We start from the raw sequence: 14,752 nt of genomic DNA on the forward strand, positions 1-14,752 counted from the left end.
ATTTACACGCTACCGGTTGCCACCGACAAAAAAGCGACGCCGAACGCGGCTAGACTTCCCGCGACGGCACCCGGAGCAAGGAGCGGCATGGCGAACCTCGGCGGCACCTTCACCCTCGGCGGCGAACTTTCCGTGACCCGCATGGGTTACGGCGCCATGCAACTGGCCGGACCCGGTGTGTGGGGGCCGCCGAAGGACCACGACACCGCCGTCGCCGTGCTGCGGGAAGCCGTCGATCGCGGGGTCACCCACCTCGACACCAGTGACTACTACGGCCCCCACACCGTGAACGCCCTGATCAAGGAAGCCCTGCACCCCTACCCCGAATCGCTCGTCATCGTGACGAAGGTGGGGGCGCGGCGGACCGCGGACAAGGCCTGGCCGCCCGCGCTGTCGGCCGCGGAGCTCACCGAGGCCGTGCACGACAACCTGCGCAACCTCGGCGTCGACGCGCTCGACGTCGTCAACCTGCGGCTCAGCAACGCCGCCGGTGACTACCCCGTGCCGATGTCGCTCTCCGAACCGTTCGGGGTGCTCGCCGGACTGCGCGAACAGGGGCTGATCCGGCACCTCGGCGTCAGCCACGTCAGTGCCGCGCAGCTCGACGAAGCGAAGGCGATCGCGCCCGTCGTCTGCGTGCAGAACCAGTACAACCTCGCCCACCGCGAGAACGACGACCTCGTCGACAAGTGCGCCGCCGAGGGGATCGCCTTCGTGCCCTACTTCCCGCTCGGCGGGTTCAGCCCGCTGCAGTCCGGGCTGCTCGACGACTGCGCCGCGCGGGTGGGTGCCACGCCGATGCAGGTCGCGCTCGCCTGGCTGCTGCAGCGGTCGCCGTCGATGCTGCTGATCCCCGGGACGTCGTCGCCAGGGCACCTGCGGGAGAACCTCGCCGCCGCCGATCTCGAACTGCCCGCCGACGTTCTCGCCGATCTGGACCGGATCGGCGCCGCCTGATCGCTACGCTGAGCGCTCGGACAGGCACGAGGACGGAGAAGCCGTGGCGCAGTGGGGCGATCTGGTCGCTTACATCAGGGAGTCGTACCGGGTGGTGCGCGACGAACCCGACGAGCTGCGCATCCGGCTCGTCTTCGGCGACGATCCGGACACCGAGCAGCGCGCCCAGATCGTCGTGATCGCGCGCGAGATCCTCGACCAGCGCGAGGACTGGGTGCAGATCGCCACGCCGTTCGCCAAGCACGAGGAGGTCGACCTCCTCGAGGTGCTGACCGAGGTCGGCGAGGCGATCGTCGTGGGCGGCCTCGCGGTGATGGGGGAACACGTCGTGCTCCGGCACTCGCTGCCGCTGATCAACCTCGACATCAACGAGTTCACCGACCCGCTCGAGCTGGTTGCCGGCGCGGCCGAACTGCTGGAGCAGCAGTTCACGGGCCGCGACGACTACTGAGGTCCGGGGCGCTGCCCTTCTTGCGAGCAGTGAGCGGCACCACCGCCACCGCGGCGGCCACGGCGAGCGCGGCACCCAGGCCGAGCGCCGCGGCCGCCGTGCCGGTGCCGAGGTAGAGGCCGCCGAGCAGGGCGACGCCCAGGGTGCCGCCGAGCTGCTGCACCGCGTTGAGCAGCCCGGCGGCCGAGCCGGTCTCGTGCGGCCGCACCCGGTCCAGGGCCGCGGTGAAGAACGGCACCGTGAACGTCCCCATCCCGAGCCCGCACAGCGCCAGCGCCCACGGGTAGGCACCCACCCCGCCGGCTTCCATCGCGAGGACGCCGGTCACCAGGAGGGCCAGCCCGGCGAACATCACGCGCGAGCCGAACTTCGGCACCAGCCGGGCGCCGGCGACGTACGACGACACCGCGAGCCCCGCCGAGAGCGGCAGCAGCGTCAGGCCGGCGGTGCGGACGTCGGCGCCGGACCCGAGCTGGAGCTGCATCGGCACCACCTGCATCAGGCCGGTCATCACCGCGAAGAACAGCAGTGAACCGGCGAGCGCCGCCGGGAAGCCGCGGTGGGCGAACAGGCTCGGCTCGACCAGCGGCGCGGCCGCGCGGCGCTGCTGGAAGCCGAACACGACCAGCAGCACGCCCCCGGCCGCGAGCAGGCCCCAGTCCGTCCCCGCGGGATCGATCAGCGGGTAGACGAGCAGCCCGGCCCCGCCGGCGACGAGCAGCGTGCCGGTGACGTCGAGCCGCGGCCGGGTGGCGGCCCGGTCCTCCCGCAGCAGCCGCGCGGCGAGGAGCACCGCGAGCCCCAGCGGAACGTTCACCAGGAACACCGCCCGCCACGACACCGCCTGCGTCAGCAGCCCGCCGAGCAGCGGCCCGGTGACCGCGGACAGGCCCATCACCGGCCCGATGGTGCCCAGCGCCTTGGCGAGTTCGGCGCCGTCGAAGAGGGCGCGGATGAGGCCGATGGTCTGCGGGATGATCAGTGCCGCGGCCGCGCCCTGCACCGCGCGGGCCCCGATCAGCAGCCCGGCGTCCGGGGCGGCCGCACAGGCCAGCGACGCCAGCACGAAGCCCGCCACGCCGATGCGGAAGGTCCGGGCCCGGCCGAAGATGTCGCCGAGCCGGCCGCCGGTGATGAGGAAAGCGGCGAAGGGGAGCGTGTAGGCCGCGCTGAACCAGGGGATGTCGGCGGCCGGGCCGGGCAGGTCGGCGTGGATGGCCGGGCCGGCGACCTGCACGATCGTGGCGTCGAGCAGGTTCATCGCCTCGGCGACGAGCAGCACGGCCAGTGCGGCCCAGCGCCGCCGGTAACGCGTGGTGGTCGGCAAGGGTGTCTCCTTTCGTTCGGTGCCCACCCTGACGACTCGGTCACTTCTCGTTCCACCTTTCAGCTCTAGTTAGCGGATTTCTTCCGTCTCATGCGGTTCAATGAGGAATATGACCACACTGGACGCCGTCGATCGCGCGCTGATCCACGCGCTGCACATCGACGGCCGGGCGCCGTTCACGAAGATCGGCGACGTCCTCGGCGTCTCGACGCAGACGGTGGCGCGGCGCTACCGGCGTCTTCGGGCGGAGGCGGCGCTGCGCGTCGTCGGCCTGCCGGACCCGCAGCGGGCGGGGCAGGCCGAGTGGATGGTCCGCCTGACGGCGACGCCGCACACGGCACAGGACCTCGCCCAGGCGCTGGCCCGCCGCGCCGACACGGCGTGGATCAAGCTGATGTCGGGCGGCACGGAGATCTGCGTGAACGTGCACACGCCGGCCGCGAGCGACCACGCGCTGCTGCTGCGGGACATCCCGCGCACGGCGAGCATCACGGCGGTCTCGGCGCACCAGCTGCTGCACCGCTACTTCGGCGGCCCGACGGCGTGGCTCGGCCGGGCGAACGCCCTCGACGCGGCCCAGATCGCGGCCCTCACGCCGGTGCACGCGGGCCCGGGCAAGCCGCTGACCGCCGACGACGACGCCCTGATGGCGGCGCTGCAGCGCGACGGCCGAGCGGGCCTGGCCGAATTGGCCACGGCGACCGGCTGGTCGGCGGCGACCGTCGCGCGCCGCCTGGCCGACCTCCAGGCGGGCGGCACGGTGTTCTTCGACCTGGAGATCGCCCCGGAGCCGCTGGGCGTGACGACGCAGGCACTGCTCTGGATGGCGGTGGCGCCGGCCCAGCTGGACCGGGTGGCCCGGAAGCTGGCGACGCACCCGGAGCTCGCACTGGTCGCCGCGACGACGGGCCCGGCGAACCTGGTCGCGCAGGCGCTTTGCCCGGACGCGGCCGCGCTGCACCACTACCTGACCCACCGGCTCGGGGCGCTGGACGCCATCCGGACCCTGGAGACGGCGCCGGTGCTGCGGACCGTCAAGGCGGCCGCCTCGCGATGAGGGGTGTGCGGATGGTCGGCGATGGTGTTTTGGTGCAGGTCAGGGGCGGTTTCCGCTGGGGTTGGACCTCGCCGGACGGTGCCCCGGACGCGGAAGCCGAACCGCAAGTGACCACCCAGGCCACCGGCAGCCCTGCCGTGTCCTAAGTGGACTTGACGTCGACCAGGTGGTCCAGCATGCCGCGGACGGCTTCGAACTCCCGGGCCTCCTGGCGGCAGTCCGGGCACGCCTCGAGGTGCCGCTCCACCCGGGCCGTCTCGGCGGCGTCGAGCAACCCCAGGCTGTACGCCCCGAGGTCGGTCCGGTCGTACCGGCCCATGGATCGCGTCTCCGTTCCGCGTCCCGTGAAGAACGCCCGCACTGTCCCGATGTCTCCAGGGTCCTGAGCGGGACGCGCCATCGGCGAAGTTCTACGGTTTTCTACCCGAACGGCCGACAACTTCGGAGGGCGAACAGCCCATGTGAGTGACACCGATGGTCACGCATTTCACCCGTCCGAACACGGAACGCTTTTGTGGCACCGACTTCGCCGATTCGGCGTCATGGGTCCCCGGCTCGCTCGTCGGACTGGCGTCGGACCGGGATTTCCCGGCTTCGACCTGGGCAAGAAGGCGATCCGAAACGAGGAGAGCGATGACCGTACGGAGCCACCGGGCGGACGACGTCGTGGACGAGGTCGGGGTGTGGCTGGCCGGGGAGTTCGCGGGGCGTCTCCCCGCATCGGAGATCGACCGCGTCGTCCGGACGACGCGGCTCGACCTCGAGGGGAGCATCGCGCCGGAGGAGCTCGGGGAGATGCTCCACCGGCTGGGCCGGGCCAGACTGCAGCGCATCCTGCACGTCGCCCCGACCGTGCAGCTGAGGATTCCGCAAGCGCGGTGACGTGCCGGGCGGGCCACGCGGCTTCGGTGCCGCGTCGCCCGCCCCGCGGCGCGCCCTTCTCCCAGCGCCACTCGAAAGCCCTGGCGCCACGCGAAAGCCCTTCGAAGGGACGTTCGCGCACAACCCTTGCCCGCGGCGCCCGAGCGACCTTGACTGGACTAGACCAATCTGCTCTAGTGACCGGTGTCACGTTCGTCTCGGCCGGATGAGCACCCCCCACCCCTCGACGCCGGGCGCCTGCGCGCCCGGGTTCCGTCGTGGCCGAAGGAGTGAGCGAGTCTTGAGAAGACGCCTTGTCGCGATCCTGTCCGCTGTTGCCGCCGTTGCCGGGCTCGTGTTCGGCGCGCCCGCCGTCACCGGGCACGCTTCGCAGGCGGCCGCCGCCTCGTGCAGTGCGCCGAACTGGGTCGCGGGCCAGTGGTACGACGTCGGCGCCGTCGTGCGGTACACCAACGGTGGCTACTACCGCGCCAAGAACGCCAATCCGGGCTACGACCCCGTCATCAGCACCTGGTACTGGGAGCCCTACAGCTGTGACGGCGGCGGCAGCACCTGCAGTTACCCGAACTGGGTGGCCGGCCAGTGGTACGACGTCGGCGCGATCGTGCGCTACACCAACGGCGGTTACTACCGCGCCAAGAACGCCAATCCGGGCTACGACCCCGTCATCAGTACCTGGTACTGGGAGCCGTTCAGCTGCGGCGGCGGCACCGATCCCGGCAACCCGGGCGCCTTCGTCGTGAGCGAAGCCCAGTTCAACCAGATCTTCCCGGGCCGGAACTCCTTCTACACCTACAGCGGCCTCACCGCGGCCCTGTCGGCCTACCCCGGCTTCGCCACCACCGGCAGCGACACCGTGAAGAAGCAGGAAGCCGCGGCCTTCCTCGCCAACGTCGACCACGAAACCGGCGGTCTCGTCTACATCGTCGAGCAGAACACCGCCAACTACCCGCACTACTGCGACTGGAACCAGCCCTACGGCTGCCCCGCCGGCCAGTCCGCCTACTACGGCCGCGGCCCGATCCAGCTCAGCTGGAACTTCAACTACAAGGCCGCCGGTGACGCGCTCGGCATCGACCTGCTCGGCAACCCCTGGCAGGTCGAACAGAACTCGGCCGTCGCCTGGAAGACCGGGCTCTGGTACTGGAACACCCAGAGCGGCCCCGGCACCATGACCCCGCACAACGCCATGGTCAACGGCCGCGGCTTCGGCGAAACCATCCGCAGCATCAACGGCTCCATCGAGTGCAACGGCGGCAACCCCGCCCAGGTCGAGAGCCGCGTCTCGAAGTACCGCCAGATCACGTCGGTCCTCGGCGTCGACCCCGGCGCCAACCTGTACTGCTGAGCTCGGCGGGCGGGCGGGGGTTGCGCCCCCGCCCGCCCGCTCAGCCGGCGAGGCGGCCGGCGATCAGCCGGATGATCGCCGCCGCGTGGTCGTTCAGGTAGAAGTGACCACCCGGGTACGTCTTCAGCTCGAATTCCCCGGACGTCCGCTCCGCCCACTGCCGGGCCTCGGCCTCGGTGACCTTCGGGTCCTGGTCGCCAACCAGCGCCACGATCGGGCAGCCGACGTCGGGGCCGGGCCGGTAGTGGTAGAGCTCGGCGGCCTTGTAGTCGCTGCGCAGCGCGGGCAGCACGAGGCTGCGGATGTCTTCGTCGTCCAGCACCGCCGTGTCGGTGCCGCCGAGCCGCTTGACCTCGGCCAGCAGTGCTTCGTCATCCTTCTCGTGGATCCGCTCGTCTCCGGGCGCCGACGGCCCGCGGCGGCCGGAGACGAACAGGGTCAGCAGCTTCGTGCCCCGCGCTTCGAGCCGCCGCGCGACCTCGAAGGCCAGGCTGGCACCCATGCTGTGGCCGAAGAACGCCACCCGCCCGGTGGTCTCCAGGGCGAGCACCTCCGCCAGCCGGTCGGCGAGCACGAACAGGTCGTCCACCGGGGCCTCGGTGTACCGGTCCTGCCGGCCGGGGTACTGCACGGCCAGCACCTCCACCGCGGGCGCGAGCGCCGCCGAAACGGGGTGGAAGTAGCTCGCCGATCCCCCGGCGTGCGGGAAACACACGAGCCGCGCCGACGCGGACGGCGCGGGGTGGAACCGCCGGACCCACTCCGCGGCCTCGAGCGAAATCGTCATGACCCCCAATCTGGCAGGCCGCCGAAGCGGCGTCGACCCCCACCTTCGCAGCCCGCGGCCCGGCAGTCCTCCGGACGCGGCCGGGAGCCTGCCGGGGCCCGATCAGCGGGGAGACGTCACTCCGCCCGCCACAGCGCCGGGACGGCCGGGGGTTCCCAGCCGGGCTGTGCCGTGTGCGCCTGCAGGCAGACGTACCCGCGGCCGCCGTAGGTGACCCGGGCGCCGGCCGCGTACGCGGTGCCCACCGCCCAGGAGGTGCCCCCGGGCGGGGTGGCGGAGGTCGGCGTGGGCCGCGTCGACGTCGGCGTCTGCGGGACGTCGAGCACGAAGTCGAAGGCCGCTTCCTTCGCCGAGCCGTTGTCCCGCACGGTCATCAGCAGCCGCGCGTCGAAGATCGTGTCGGTGTTGTTGCGCGGCTCGCCTGGGAAGTAGAGCTGCGTGGTCAGGACCGGCCGGCCGGGTGCCTGCACCTTCACGTGGATGTGCCGGGTGCGGCCCGGGTAAAGGCCCGGCACGATCGTGGACAGCGTGAACGCGCCCTGGGCGTCGGTGTACTGGTGCCCGCGGAAGGTGTAGCCGGTGTTGTCGTAGGCGCCGTTGACGTCGGCCTGCCAGAAGTCCAGCAGCGCGCGGCCGACCGGCAGGCACGCGCGCCCGAAGACGTAGCCGGTCACGGTCAGCCGGGTGCCCTGGGTGCCGGGCGTGACGAGGTTGGTCCGTTCCGGTGAGTTCGGCTTGAAGTACGGCCCCTCGGTCTGCTCCATCGTCGGCTCGTCGTCGTCGTGGCACGCCGGCGTCAGCTCCGGTGCCGTGCCGCCGACGGCGTTCGCGCGGGCCAGCGCCGGGCCGCCGAACAGCGCGACCGGCGCGGCGACACCCGCGGCGAGCGCGGCCTTGAGCACCGTCTTGCGGCTGAGCTTGTTCTCCTCGTCCATGCCTGCTCCTCGTGGGATCGGGGGATCCCTCGAACGTAGGCAGCGCACGAGCGGGCGGCGATGGACTGGCTCGGTCAGTCGTGGTGCTTCTCCCCGCCGCGCCGGAAGTCACCGGGGCTCAGCCCGGTCTCGCGGCGGAAGAACCGGCAGAAGTAGGCCGGGTCGGCGAACCCGACGCGGCTCGCGACCTGCCGGACCGTGAGGTCCGTCCGGAGCAGGAACCGCTGCGCCTCCCGGGTCCGGGCCTCACGTAGCAGCTGCGCGGCCGTGCGGCCGGTCGCGGCCTTCACCGCTTCGGTGAGGTGGCCGGGGGTGACGCCGAGGCGTTCGGCGTGCGCGCGCACCGACCACGGCCCCGGTCCGGGGCGGCCGGCGAGCCGGACGAACTCCGCCGCCACCGCGCCGGTGGGTGCGGGCGGCGGTGTTCCCAGCAGCCGGCCCACCCGCACGACCAGGACGTGGACCAGCGCCCGCAGCACCGACTCCGTGCCCGCACCGCCGCGGCGGTATTCGTCCTCCAGGTCGGCGATCAGCCGCGTGACCCGCGCGTCGGCGTGCTCGTCCAGGTGCAGCCACGGCCGTTCGCTCAGCCGCCGCAGGAGCTCGCGATCGGCCGGGTGGTCGAGGAGGAAGTCGTCGGTGAACAGCACGACGTGCCCGGTGAGGCCCCGGACGCCGGCCCACTGGTGGACCTGCCCGGGCGCGATGACGCCGAAGTGCGGCGGCCGCAGCGGCCGGCGCGCGGTGTCGACGACGTGCGCGCCGGTGCCGCCGGTGACGTGGACGAGCTCGTGGAACGTGTGCCGGTGCGGGAAATCCGCGCGGGACAGCGGCCCGATCGCGTCGAACGTGCCGACGGCGAACGGGAGCGTGTGCGGGGCGGGCACCTCGAGCCGGTGCATCGGCAGCTCCCCCGGCCGCGGAGGCCGGCAGGGCGTCCCGGGCGGAACCGTCGTACCGCGCATGGCCCGCAAGTCTAAGCCGGTCCCCGCGCGATTCGCCGCTTTTGCCCCGATGATCGCAATCCGATCGTCGGGTACCGGACAGCAGAGCGGGGCTGGTCCACAGTGGACCAGCCCCGCCCGGTGGTACTGCGTTACCGCGTCACGCGCGGCTGCGGCGCCGGTTGACCAGCAGCAGCAGCGCGCCGCCGCCGAGCAGCAGGCCGCCGATGCCGAACGGGACCGCGGCGTCGACACCGGTGTTGGCCAGCTCGCCGCCGCCGGAGGGGGCACCGCCGGGCGTGCTCGGCGCGGTGGTGACCGGGGTGGCGGGCGCCTCGGTCCAGCTCGCGGCCGCCTTCGCGGCTACCTCGGTCTTCTCCGAGTCGGCGACGATCAGCGACTGCGCCGGGTGCTTCGCGTAGTTCTCCGCGACGAACAGGCGGCCGGTGTCCACCTCGCCGGTGGCCTTGAGCGAGAACGAGCCGTTGCCCGGCTTGGTGCCGGCCGGGACGTCGACGAACAGCTTGCTGCCGTCCTTGACGTCGGCGGCCTTCAGCTCCTTGCCGTCGGCGTCGGTGATCTTGACGCCGTCGGGCAGGTCGGTGGTCAGCGACGTGACGACACCGTTCGTGGCGACCTGGAACGGGCCGATCCTGGTGCCGGCCTTGCCCTCCGTCTTCGGCCCCGCGATGTCCAGGCTCGGCTTCGGCTGCGCGCCGATGCCGGTGTTCTGGTCGCCGATCAGGTAGCTGTACAGCGCGGCGACGTCGGCGTTGGCCTCGGCGGGGTTGTCCTGGAGCAGCGGCCGCTTCAGGTCGAGGTTCACGCCGTCGCTGAAGTGCCACGCCGCGGCCTGCGTCCCGGTGATCGCCTCGAACTCGGAGAGACCGCCGTGGACCTTGACGCCCTGCTTGGCGAGTTCGGCTTCGACCGCGTCCAGCCCGAGAGCCGGGTAGCCGTGGTGCAGCACCCAGTTGATCTTGGCGCTGTTCTTGTTGAACGGCGAGCCGGCGTCCGGGTACTTGTTCCAGGGCGTCTCGAGCATGTCGACGTCCTCGCGGACGTTCGTACCGAACTCCACGCAGTAGAGCTTGAGCGACTTGCCGTCCGACAGGTTGAAGTTGAACAGCTTGGCGTAGGGGGTTCCCTGGTCGGTGTTGACCTGGTAGGCCTGCGTGCTCTTGGCATCGTCGACCCGGCCGCGCGCGGCGCCGTCGTCCGCGAGGGCGGAGGGGGCGCTGACCATGACCGCGGCGGTCGCGGCGAGCACTGCGATCCCGCCACGCACGAAAGCTGACCTGACCTGCATAAATCTCCTATCCGAGCCCGAACCACGCCGTTTGGGCCGCGTGAGATCACCAACCCCGACCACGGCGGCCACCGATTCGGGTGAGTGATCACCCGGTCAAGCGAATGGCAGCATACACAGACCTCACAGAGGGCTACGCACGGCGCCCCCATAAACACCATTCACTTCGAGAATCCCCTGAATGGGGCGCGAATTCAGGCGCCGAAATACCCGCCGAACAGGATTTCGGCGATCTTCGTGGTGGTCTCCTTGCCGACCTCGTCGCCGTCGGAGATCACCCGGGTGTCGTTCATCAAGGCCAGGGTGTACCGCTCGCCCGGCCCCGCGAAACCGACGGAGTTCATGATCCAGGAACCGTCGTCGTTGTCGTCCGACCAGCCGTTCTTGTTGCCGGGCCGGGCGGCCGGTCCGGCGCCCCAGACGCCCCACTGCTGGTTGGCGTCCACCGTGCGCAGTTCCCCGACGAGGTGGTCGCGGAGCCGGGCGGGCAGGGCCAGGACGTATTCGATCAGCCGGTCCAGGTCGTCCGCCGTGGTGCGGATCCAGCCCCAGTGGTGCGGGTGGTGATCGCTGAACCGCATGTCGATCATTCCGTATGCCGGAAATCGCCGCGCGAACTCGGCTTCGCCGCCGAAACGGGTCCACAGCGCGTGGGCGGCGGCGTCGTCACTGGAATGGAGCATCCGGTGCATCAAGTCGCGGTCTGCGGCGGTCAGCTTGATCGCGCCGGAGTCCTCCCGCAGCAGCAGGTCGACGGCCATGGCCAGCTTCGGCGTCGAGCAGGCCCAGATCAGCGTGCCGGCGGCCGGGCTGCGGTGGACGGCGCCGGTCCAGCGGTCCCGGAGCACGATCCCGGTCACCCCGGGCCGGCTGTCGGCGTAGGCCTGCGCCCGCGCGATCCGCGCCCGCAGGTCCGGGCCGAAGGGGTCGCCGCCCCGCGGGCCACCGCCCCCACCGGCGGCCGGCGACGGCGCCAGCGCGAAGGCCGCCAGCAGCGCGGTGAGCAGGAGCTTGCCCATGGAGTCTCCCGGGTGGAGGCGAGCGGAGTGGTTCCGCCCTGAAGACTCGCACGGACGACGGGGTGCCGCGAGCGTCGCCGCCCGCAACACCCCGCCCGGTGCGTAGGCGCCGCTACGGGTTGACGCTCAGGAGGTGGGCCCGGAAGCCCTCGCCGTAGGTCTTGGTGGGCGTGCCGGTGTAGTCCTCGATCAGCACGTTGCCGCCGCTGCAGCCCCACGGGTTCCACGTCCAGGCCGTGTAGCCGAGGTTGTGCGCGTCCAGCCAGGCCAGCACCTGGTCGATGTAGTCGTGCCCGCAGCTGTTCTGGCCGATTTCCCCGGCCTGCACCGGGACCTGGGCCGCGACCGGCCCGATCTGGCTGTCCCAGCAGGACACCGTGACGCAGGCGTTGAAGTTGTAGGAGTGCCAGGACGCCATCAGGTTGCCCGCCGGGTCGGCGGGCCGGTAGGTCAGCCACTGCGTGAGGTCGTTGGTCCAGGTGAGGCCGGCCGTCATGATCACGTTCTTGGCGCCGGTCGCGCGGACCGCGTCCACCAGCTCCTGCATCCCGGCGACGGGGTAGCCGATCCCCGTGCAGGTGCCACCGTCGCGCAGGCACTTCCACTCGGCGGCCGCGTCGGACCAGCCGCCGGCGGCGTCCGGGTAGGGCTCGTTGAACAGGTCGAAGACCACGGCGTCGTCGCCCTTGAACGCGGTCGCCACCTGGGTCCAGAACGCCGGCGCGTACTGCCGGTCGGGCATCGGCTTCTGGCAGGTCGCGTTCACGTCGGTGCAGGCGGAGGAGTTCCCGGTGTACTGGCCGTGCGTCCAGTGCAGGTCCAGGATCGGGTTGATCCCGTTGGCCTCCAGCAGTTTCGCGTAGTCCTTGACGGCCTGCTGGTAGGGGGCGCCGCTGGGCGAGCCGGACAGGCCGAGCCAGCAGTCCTCGTTGAGCGGGATCCGCACCGCGTGGATGTTCCACGCCTTCATCGCGTCGACCGACGCCTGGTCGACCGGGCCGCTGTCCCACATGCCCTTGCCCTGCACGCAGGCGAACTCGCCGCTGGAGCGGTTGACGCCGAGCAGCCGGTAGGTCTTCCCGGCGGCGGTGAGCAGCTTGTTGCCCGAAACGTGCAACGCGGGCGCCGGGCCCGGCGGTGGCGTGCTGGTCGTGGTCGTGGGGGGCGTCGTCGGGAGCGTGCTGGGCGTCGTGGCCGTGGTCGGCGGCGTTCCGGTGCACGCGGCGCCGTTGACCGCGAAGTCGGTCGGCGTGGTGTTGGTGCCGCTGTAGGAGAAGTTCGCGCCGGTGTTGACCGAACCGCCGGCCGGGATGGCGCTGTTCCAGCTCGCGTTGGTCACGGTGACCCGCTTGCCGGACTGCGTCCAGGTGCCCATCCAGCCCTGCTGGAGGGTCTGGTTCCCGGCGTAGGAGTAGGTCAGCGTCCAGCCGTCGACCGCCGCGGAGCCGACGTTGGCGATCCCGACGGTGAGGCTGAAACCGCTTCCCCAGTCGTTGGCCGAGTACGTGACGCGGCAGGCGAACGCGGCGCTCGTCTCACGCGCGGACGACACCGCGGTCGTCGACGTCACGACCACCCCGGCCGCGACCGCGAGCCCCGCAACCGCAAGCAAGGCAGGACGTTTTCCGGCTCTTCCCCACATCGGCACTCCCTTGTGCACACTGGCGGCGGAAGCTTCTGGGAGCGTTCCCAGAGGCCGTCCTCACCGTCGCTTCCCGGCCCCGGGTTGTCAATCTCCGCCGTCGATAAAGCGGCCGATTCAGGCGAACAGCGTCCGGCGCGTTCGCCCATCGCACGTAGCCCTCTCGCCCGGCCGGAGTCCGCGCCCCCGGCGGCTACGGCCGCAACGGACGGTAGCCGCCGGGCTCGGCCGTGAAGACGGCTTCACCCTGGCCGAGGGCCGGCAGCCGGCGCCGGAACGCCGCGGTCGCGGCCGCCGGCACCGAGCCGCTCAGCCGGGCGACGCCGGCTTCGACCACCGGCGGCTCGACCACCGCCTCGAGCTTGGCCAGCGCGATCACCGCCGCTCCGGCGGCGTGCTCGGGCACTTCGAGGTCGAACCGGTCCACCGGCTCGTACACGCGGGTCCGCGCCCGCGCGAACGCCAGCGAGAGCAGCCGCGCGGTGACTTCGCGAAACCCACCGGCCGTGCTGAGCGGCGGCTGGAACCCCGAATGGGTCAGGGTGACGACGCAGTCGGTGACCTCCCAGCCGTGCGGGCCGCACGCCGCCGTGCGGTACACCGTCTGCTCGATGGCGGTGTGGAAGGCCCGCGGGAGCGAGCCGCGTTCGACGGCGAGCTCGTACCGGACACCGCTGCCGGTCCGGCCCGGAGCCACCCGCAGCCCGACGGTGGCGACCGGATCGGTGGGGCCGAGCCGGTCCAGGAACTGGACCGCTTCGCCGACGCCGACGGGCTTTTCGACGTGGATCGGCGCCGGCGGCGCGAACCCGGCCACCAGCCCGAAATCCTCGCGAAGCCGCTCGAGGAGCACCTCGATCTGCACTTCGCCGTAGGTCCGGACCGACAACGTGCCGCGGTCGGCCCGGAGGCCGAGCAGCGGGTCCTGGTCGCACAGCTCCCGCAACGCCCGGTGCAGCCGGGTTTCCTCGCCGGGCTGCGCCTTGACGACCGAAACGAGCCCGGGCGGTGGGAACAGCCCGGCGTCCGCCACGCCGTCCGGGGAACCGAGCCGGTCGTCGACCCGGACGTCACCGAGCCCGGACAGCCGGATCAGGTCCCCCGCGTCCGCACGGGTGACTTTCGCGCCCGCGAGTGTCATCGCCGTGATCCGTCGCCGGCTTCGCTCGACCGTGCCGTCTCCGGTCCGCCGGAAGAGCTCCACCCGGTCGCGCACCCGCAGCGTCCCGCCGTGCACGCGGGCGTAGGCGATCCGGTCGCCGCCGCGGCCGCGTTCGACCTTGAACACGGTCGCGCGGAGCTCGGCGCCCGGCACCGCGGTGGGCAGGAAGTCCACGATCCCGGCGACGAGCTCGGGCACGCCGGCGCCGGTCACGGCCGAGCCGAGGAACACCGGATACGCCTCGCCGGCCGCCACCTGACGGCGGAAGAGGTCGTCGGCGCTTCGCGGCCGGTCGCGAATGGTGATCGCCGCGCTGCCGGCCGCGTCGACGGTCACCATCGGCACCAGCGCGCGGGAGAGTTTCTTCCGCAGGCTTTCGAGCACCGCGGCCGGGTCGGCCCCGGCCTGGTCGAGCTTGTTGACGAACACCAGCGTCGGCACGCGCAGCCGGCGCAGGATGCGCCAGAGGATCCGGGTGCTCGCCTGGACGCCGGCGGGCCCGGAGACGACCAGGACGACGCCGTCGAGCACGCCGAGCGCACGTTCGACCTCGGCGACGAAATCGGCGTGCCCGGGCGTGTCGATGACGTTGACCGTCCGGTCGCCGGCCCGGAAGGAAACCACGCCGGTGCTGATCGTGATGCCGCGACGCCGTTCGATGTCGAGGGTGTCGGTCTGGGTACTGCCGTCGTCGACGCGGCCGAGCGCACCGACCGCGCCGGTGTCGAACAGCAGCCGCTCGGTCAGGCTCGTCTTACCGGCGTCGACGTGGGCGAGAATTCCGATGTTCAACGAAGGTTCGGGCAAAGAGGGCTCCAGCTGCCGCAACGCGTACTCGGGATTCGGCGGTGTTGCGGATCTGGCGCATGGTGCCCCCTCACGGATCGATCGAAGCCGGGCCGACCGTAGCCGACGGATCGGCGGCGGGCCAA

At 71.9% G+C, this 14,752-nt stretch carries 14 protein-coding genes; 5 read left to right on the top strand and 9 right to left on the bottom strand.

The window, feature by feature from the left end:
• Positions 1-87: 87 nt before the first annotated feature.
• Positions 88-957, top strand: coding sequence for an oxidoreductase (locus tag ISP_RS41975; protein ID WP_013229860.1), 870 nt, complete (start codon positions 88-90; stop codon positions 955-957).
• 43 nt (positions 958-1,000) lie between these two features.
• Positions 1,001-1,408: a hypothetical protein gene (locus ISP_RS41980; protein ID WP_013229861.1), complete on the top strand. Its 408-nt coding sequence runs from the start codon at positions 1,001-1,003 to the stop codon at positions 1,406-1,408.
• Here the strand turns inward: ISP_RS41980 and ISP_RS41985 are convergent.
• Positions 1,386-2,735, bottom strand: coding sequence for an MFS transporter (locus tag ISP_RS41985; RefSeq protein ID WP_013229862.1), 1,350 nt, complete (start codon positions 2,733-2,735; stop codon positions 1,386-1,388). The two genes, ISP_RS41980 and ISP_RS41985, sit on opposite strands and share 23 nt — an antisense overlap.
• Positions 2,736-2,844: 109 nt before the next feature.
• On the opposite strand from ISP_RS41985, the gene ISP_RS41990 reads away from it, so the two are divergent.
• Positions 2,845-3,792, top strand: coding sequence for an Lrp/AsnC family transcriptional regulator (locus ISP_RS41990; RefSeq protein WP_013229863.1), 948 nt, complete (start codon positions 2,845-2,847; stop codon positions 3,790-3,792).
• A 142-nt stretch (positions 3,793-3,934) separates the two neighbouring features.
• Here the strand turns inward: ISP_RS41990 and ISP_RS41995 are convergent, their stop codons facing one another.
• On the bottom strand, positions 3,935-4,111 hold the full coding sequence (locus tag ISP_RS41995) for a zf-HC2 domain-containing protein (RefSeq protein WP_014467739.1): 177 nt from the start codon (positions 4,109-4,111) through the stop codon (positions 3,935-3,937).
• Positions 4,112-4,425: 314 nt separating this feature from the next.
• Here ISP_RS41995 and ISP_RS42000 point away from each other — a divergent pair, with 314 nt between their 5' ends.
• Together ISP_RS42000 and ISP_RS42005 are read left to right on the top strand one after the other, a co-directional pair.
• On the top strand, positions 4,426-4,674 hold the full coding sequence (locus ISP_RS42000) for a hypothetical protein (protein ID WP_013229864.1): 249 nt from the start codon (positions 4,426-4,428) through the stop codon (positions 4,672-4,674).
• 334 nt (positions 4,675-5,008) lie between these two features.
• A complete protein-coding gene (locus ISP_RS42005) occupies positions 5,009-6,022 on the top strand; it encodes a glycoside hydrolase family 19 protein (protein WP_013229865.1) in 1,014 nt (337 codons plus the stop codon).
• 40 nt (positions 6,023-6,062) lie between these two features.
• Here the strand turns inward: ISP_RS42005 and ISP_RS42010 are convergent, their stop codons facing one another.
• From ISP_RS42010 to ISP_RS42040, 7 genes are all read right to left on the bottom strand, one after another.
• Entirely contained in the window at positions 6,063-6,809 is a 747-nt protein-coding gene (locus ISP_RS42010; RefSeq protein WP_013229866.1) for a thioesterase II family protein, read from the bottom strand.
• A gap of 116 nt (positions 6,810-6,925) precedes the next feature.
• Entirely contained in the window at positions 6,926-7,744 is an 819-nt protein-coding gene (locus ISP_RS42015) for a dioxygenase family protein (RefSeq protein WP_013229867.1), read from the bottom strand.
• Positions 7,745-7,818: 74 nt separating this feature from the next.
• Positions 7,819-8,646 (bottom strand): AraC family transcriptional regulator, encoded by an 828-nt coding sequence (locus ISP_RS42020; RefSeq protein ID WP_013229868.1) that lies wholly within the window; start codon positions 8,644-8,646, stop codon positions 7,819-7,821.
• 202 nt (positions 8,647-8,848) lie between these two features.
• Positions 8,849-9,976 carry a thioester domain-containing protein gene (locus ISP_RS42025; protein WP_230468596.1) on the bottom strand — a complete coding sequence of 376 codons (1,128 nt, stop codon included), beginning with the start codon at positions 9,974-9,976 and terminating at the stop codon, positions 8,849-8,851.
• Positions 9,977-10,191: 215 nt separating this feature from the next.
• On the bottom strand, positions 10,192-11,016 hold the full coding sequence (locus ISP_RS42030) for a serine hydrolase (protein WP_013229870.1): 825 nt from the start codon (positions 11,014-11,016) through the stop codon (positions 10,192-10,194).
• Between the two features lie 112 nt (positions 11,017-11,128).
• Positions 11,129-12,628 (bottom strand): cellulase family glycosylhydrolase, encoded by a 1,500-nt coding sequence (locus ISP_RS42035; protein ID WP_013229871.1) that lies wholly within the window; start codon positions 12,626-12,628, stop codon positions 11,129-11,131.
• A gap of 223 nt (positions 12,629-12,851) precedes the next feature.
• Entirely contained in the window at positions 12,852-14,627 is a 1,776-nt protein-coding gene (locus ISP_RS42040; protein WP_013229872.1) for a GTP-binding protein, read from the bottom strand.
• Positions 14,628-14,752: the final 125 nt, after the last annotated feature.

This window comes from Amycolatopsis mediterranei (assembly GCF_026017845.1).
GTDB lineage: Bacteria > Actinomycetota > Actinomycetes > Mycobacteriales > Pseudonocardiaceae > Amycolatopsis > Amycolatopsis mediterranei.

Excerpts from the sequence above, each read along its gene's own strand:
- ISP_RS42030 (WP_013229870.1), bottom strand. The coding sequence starts at position 11,016 with ATGGGCAAGCTCCTGCTCACCGCGCTGCTGGCGGCCTTCGCGCTGGCG.
- ISP_RS42015 (WP_013229867.1), bottom strand. The coding sequence starts at position 7,744 with ATGGACGAGGAGAACAAGCTCAGCCGCAAGACGGTGCTCAAGGCCGCG.
- ISP_RS41995 (WP_014467739.1), bottom strand. The coding sequence starts at position 4,111 with ATGGGCCGGTACGACCGGACCGACCTCGGGGCGTACAGCCTGGGGTTG.
- ISP_RS42020 (WP_013229868.1), bottom strand. The coding sequence starts at position 8,646 with ATGCACCGGCTCGAGGTGCCCGCCCCGCACACGCTCCCGTTCGCCGTC.
- ISP_RS42000 (WP_013229864.1), top strand. The coding sequence starts at position 4,426 with ATGACCGTACGGAGCCACCGGGCGGACGACGTCGTGGACGAGGTCGGG.
- ISP_RS42010 (WP_013229866.1), bottom strand. The coding sequence starts at position 6,809 with ATGACGATTTCGCTCGAGGCCGCGGAGTGGGTCCGGCGGTTCCACCCC.
- ISP_RS41990 (WP_013229863.1), top strand. The coding sequence starts at position 2,845 with ATGACCACACTGGACGCCGTCGATCGCGCGCTGATCCACGCGCTGCAC.
- ISP_RS41975 (WP_013229860.1), top strand. The coding sequence starts at position 88 with ATGGCGAACCTCGGCGGCACCTTCACCCTCGGCGGCGAACTTTCCGTG.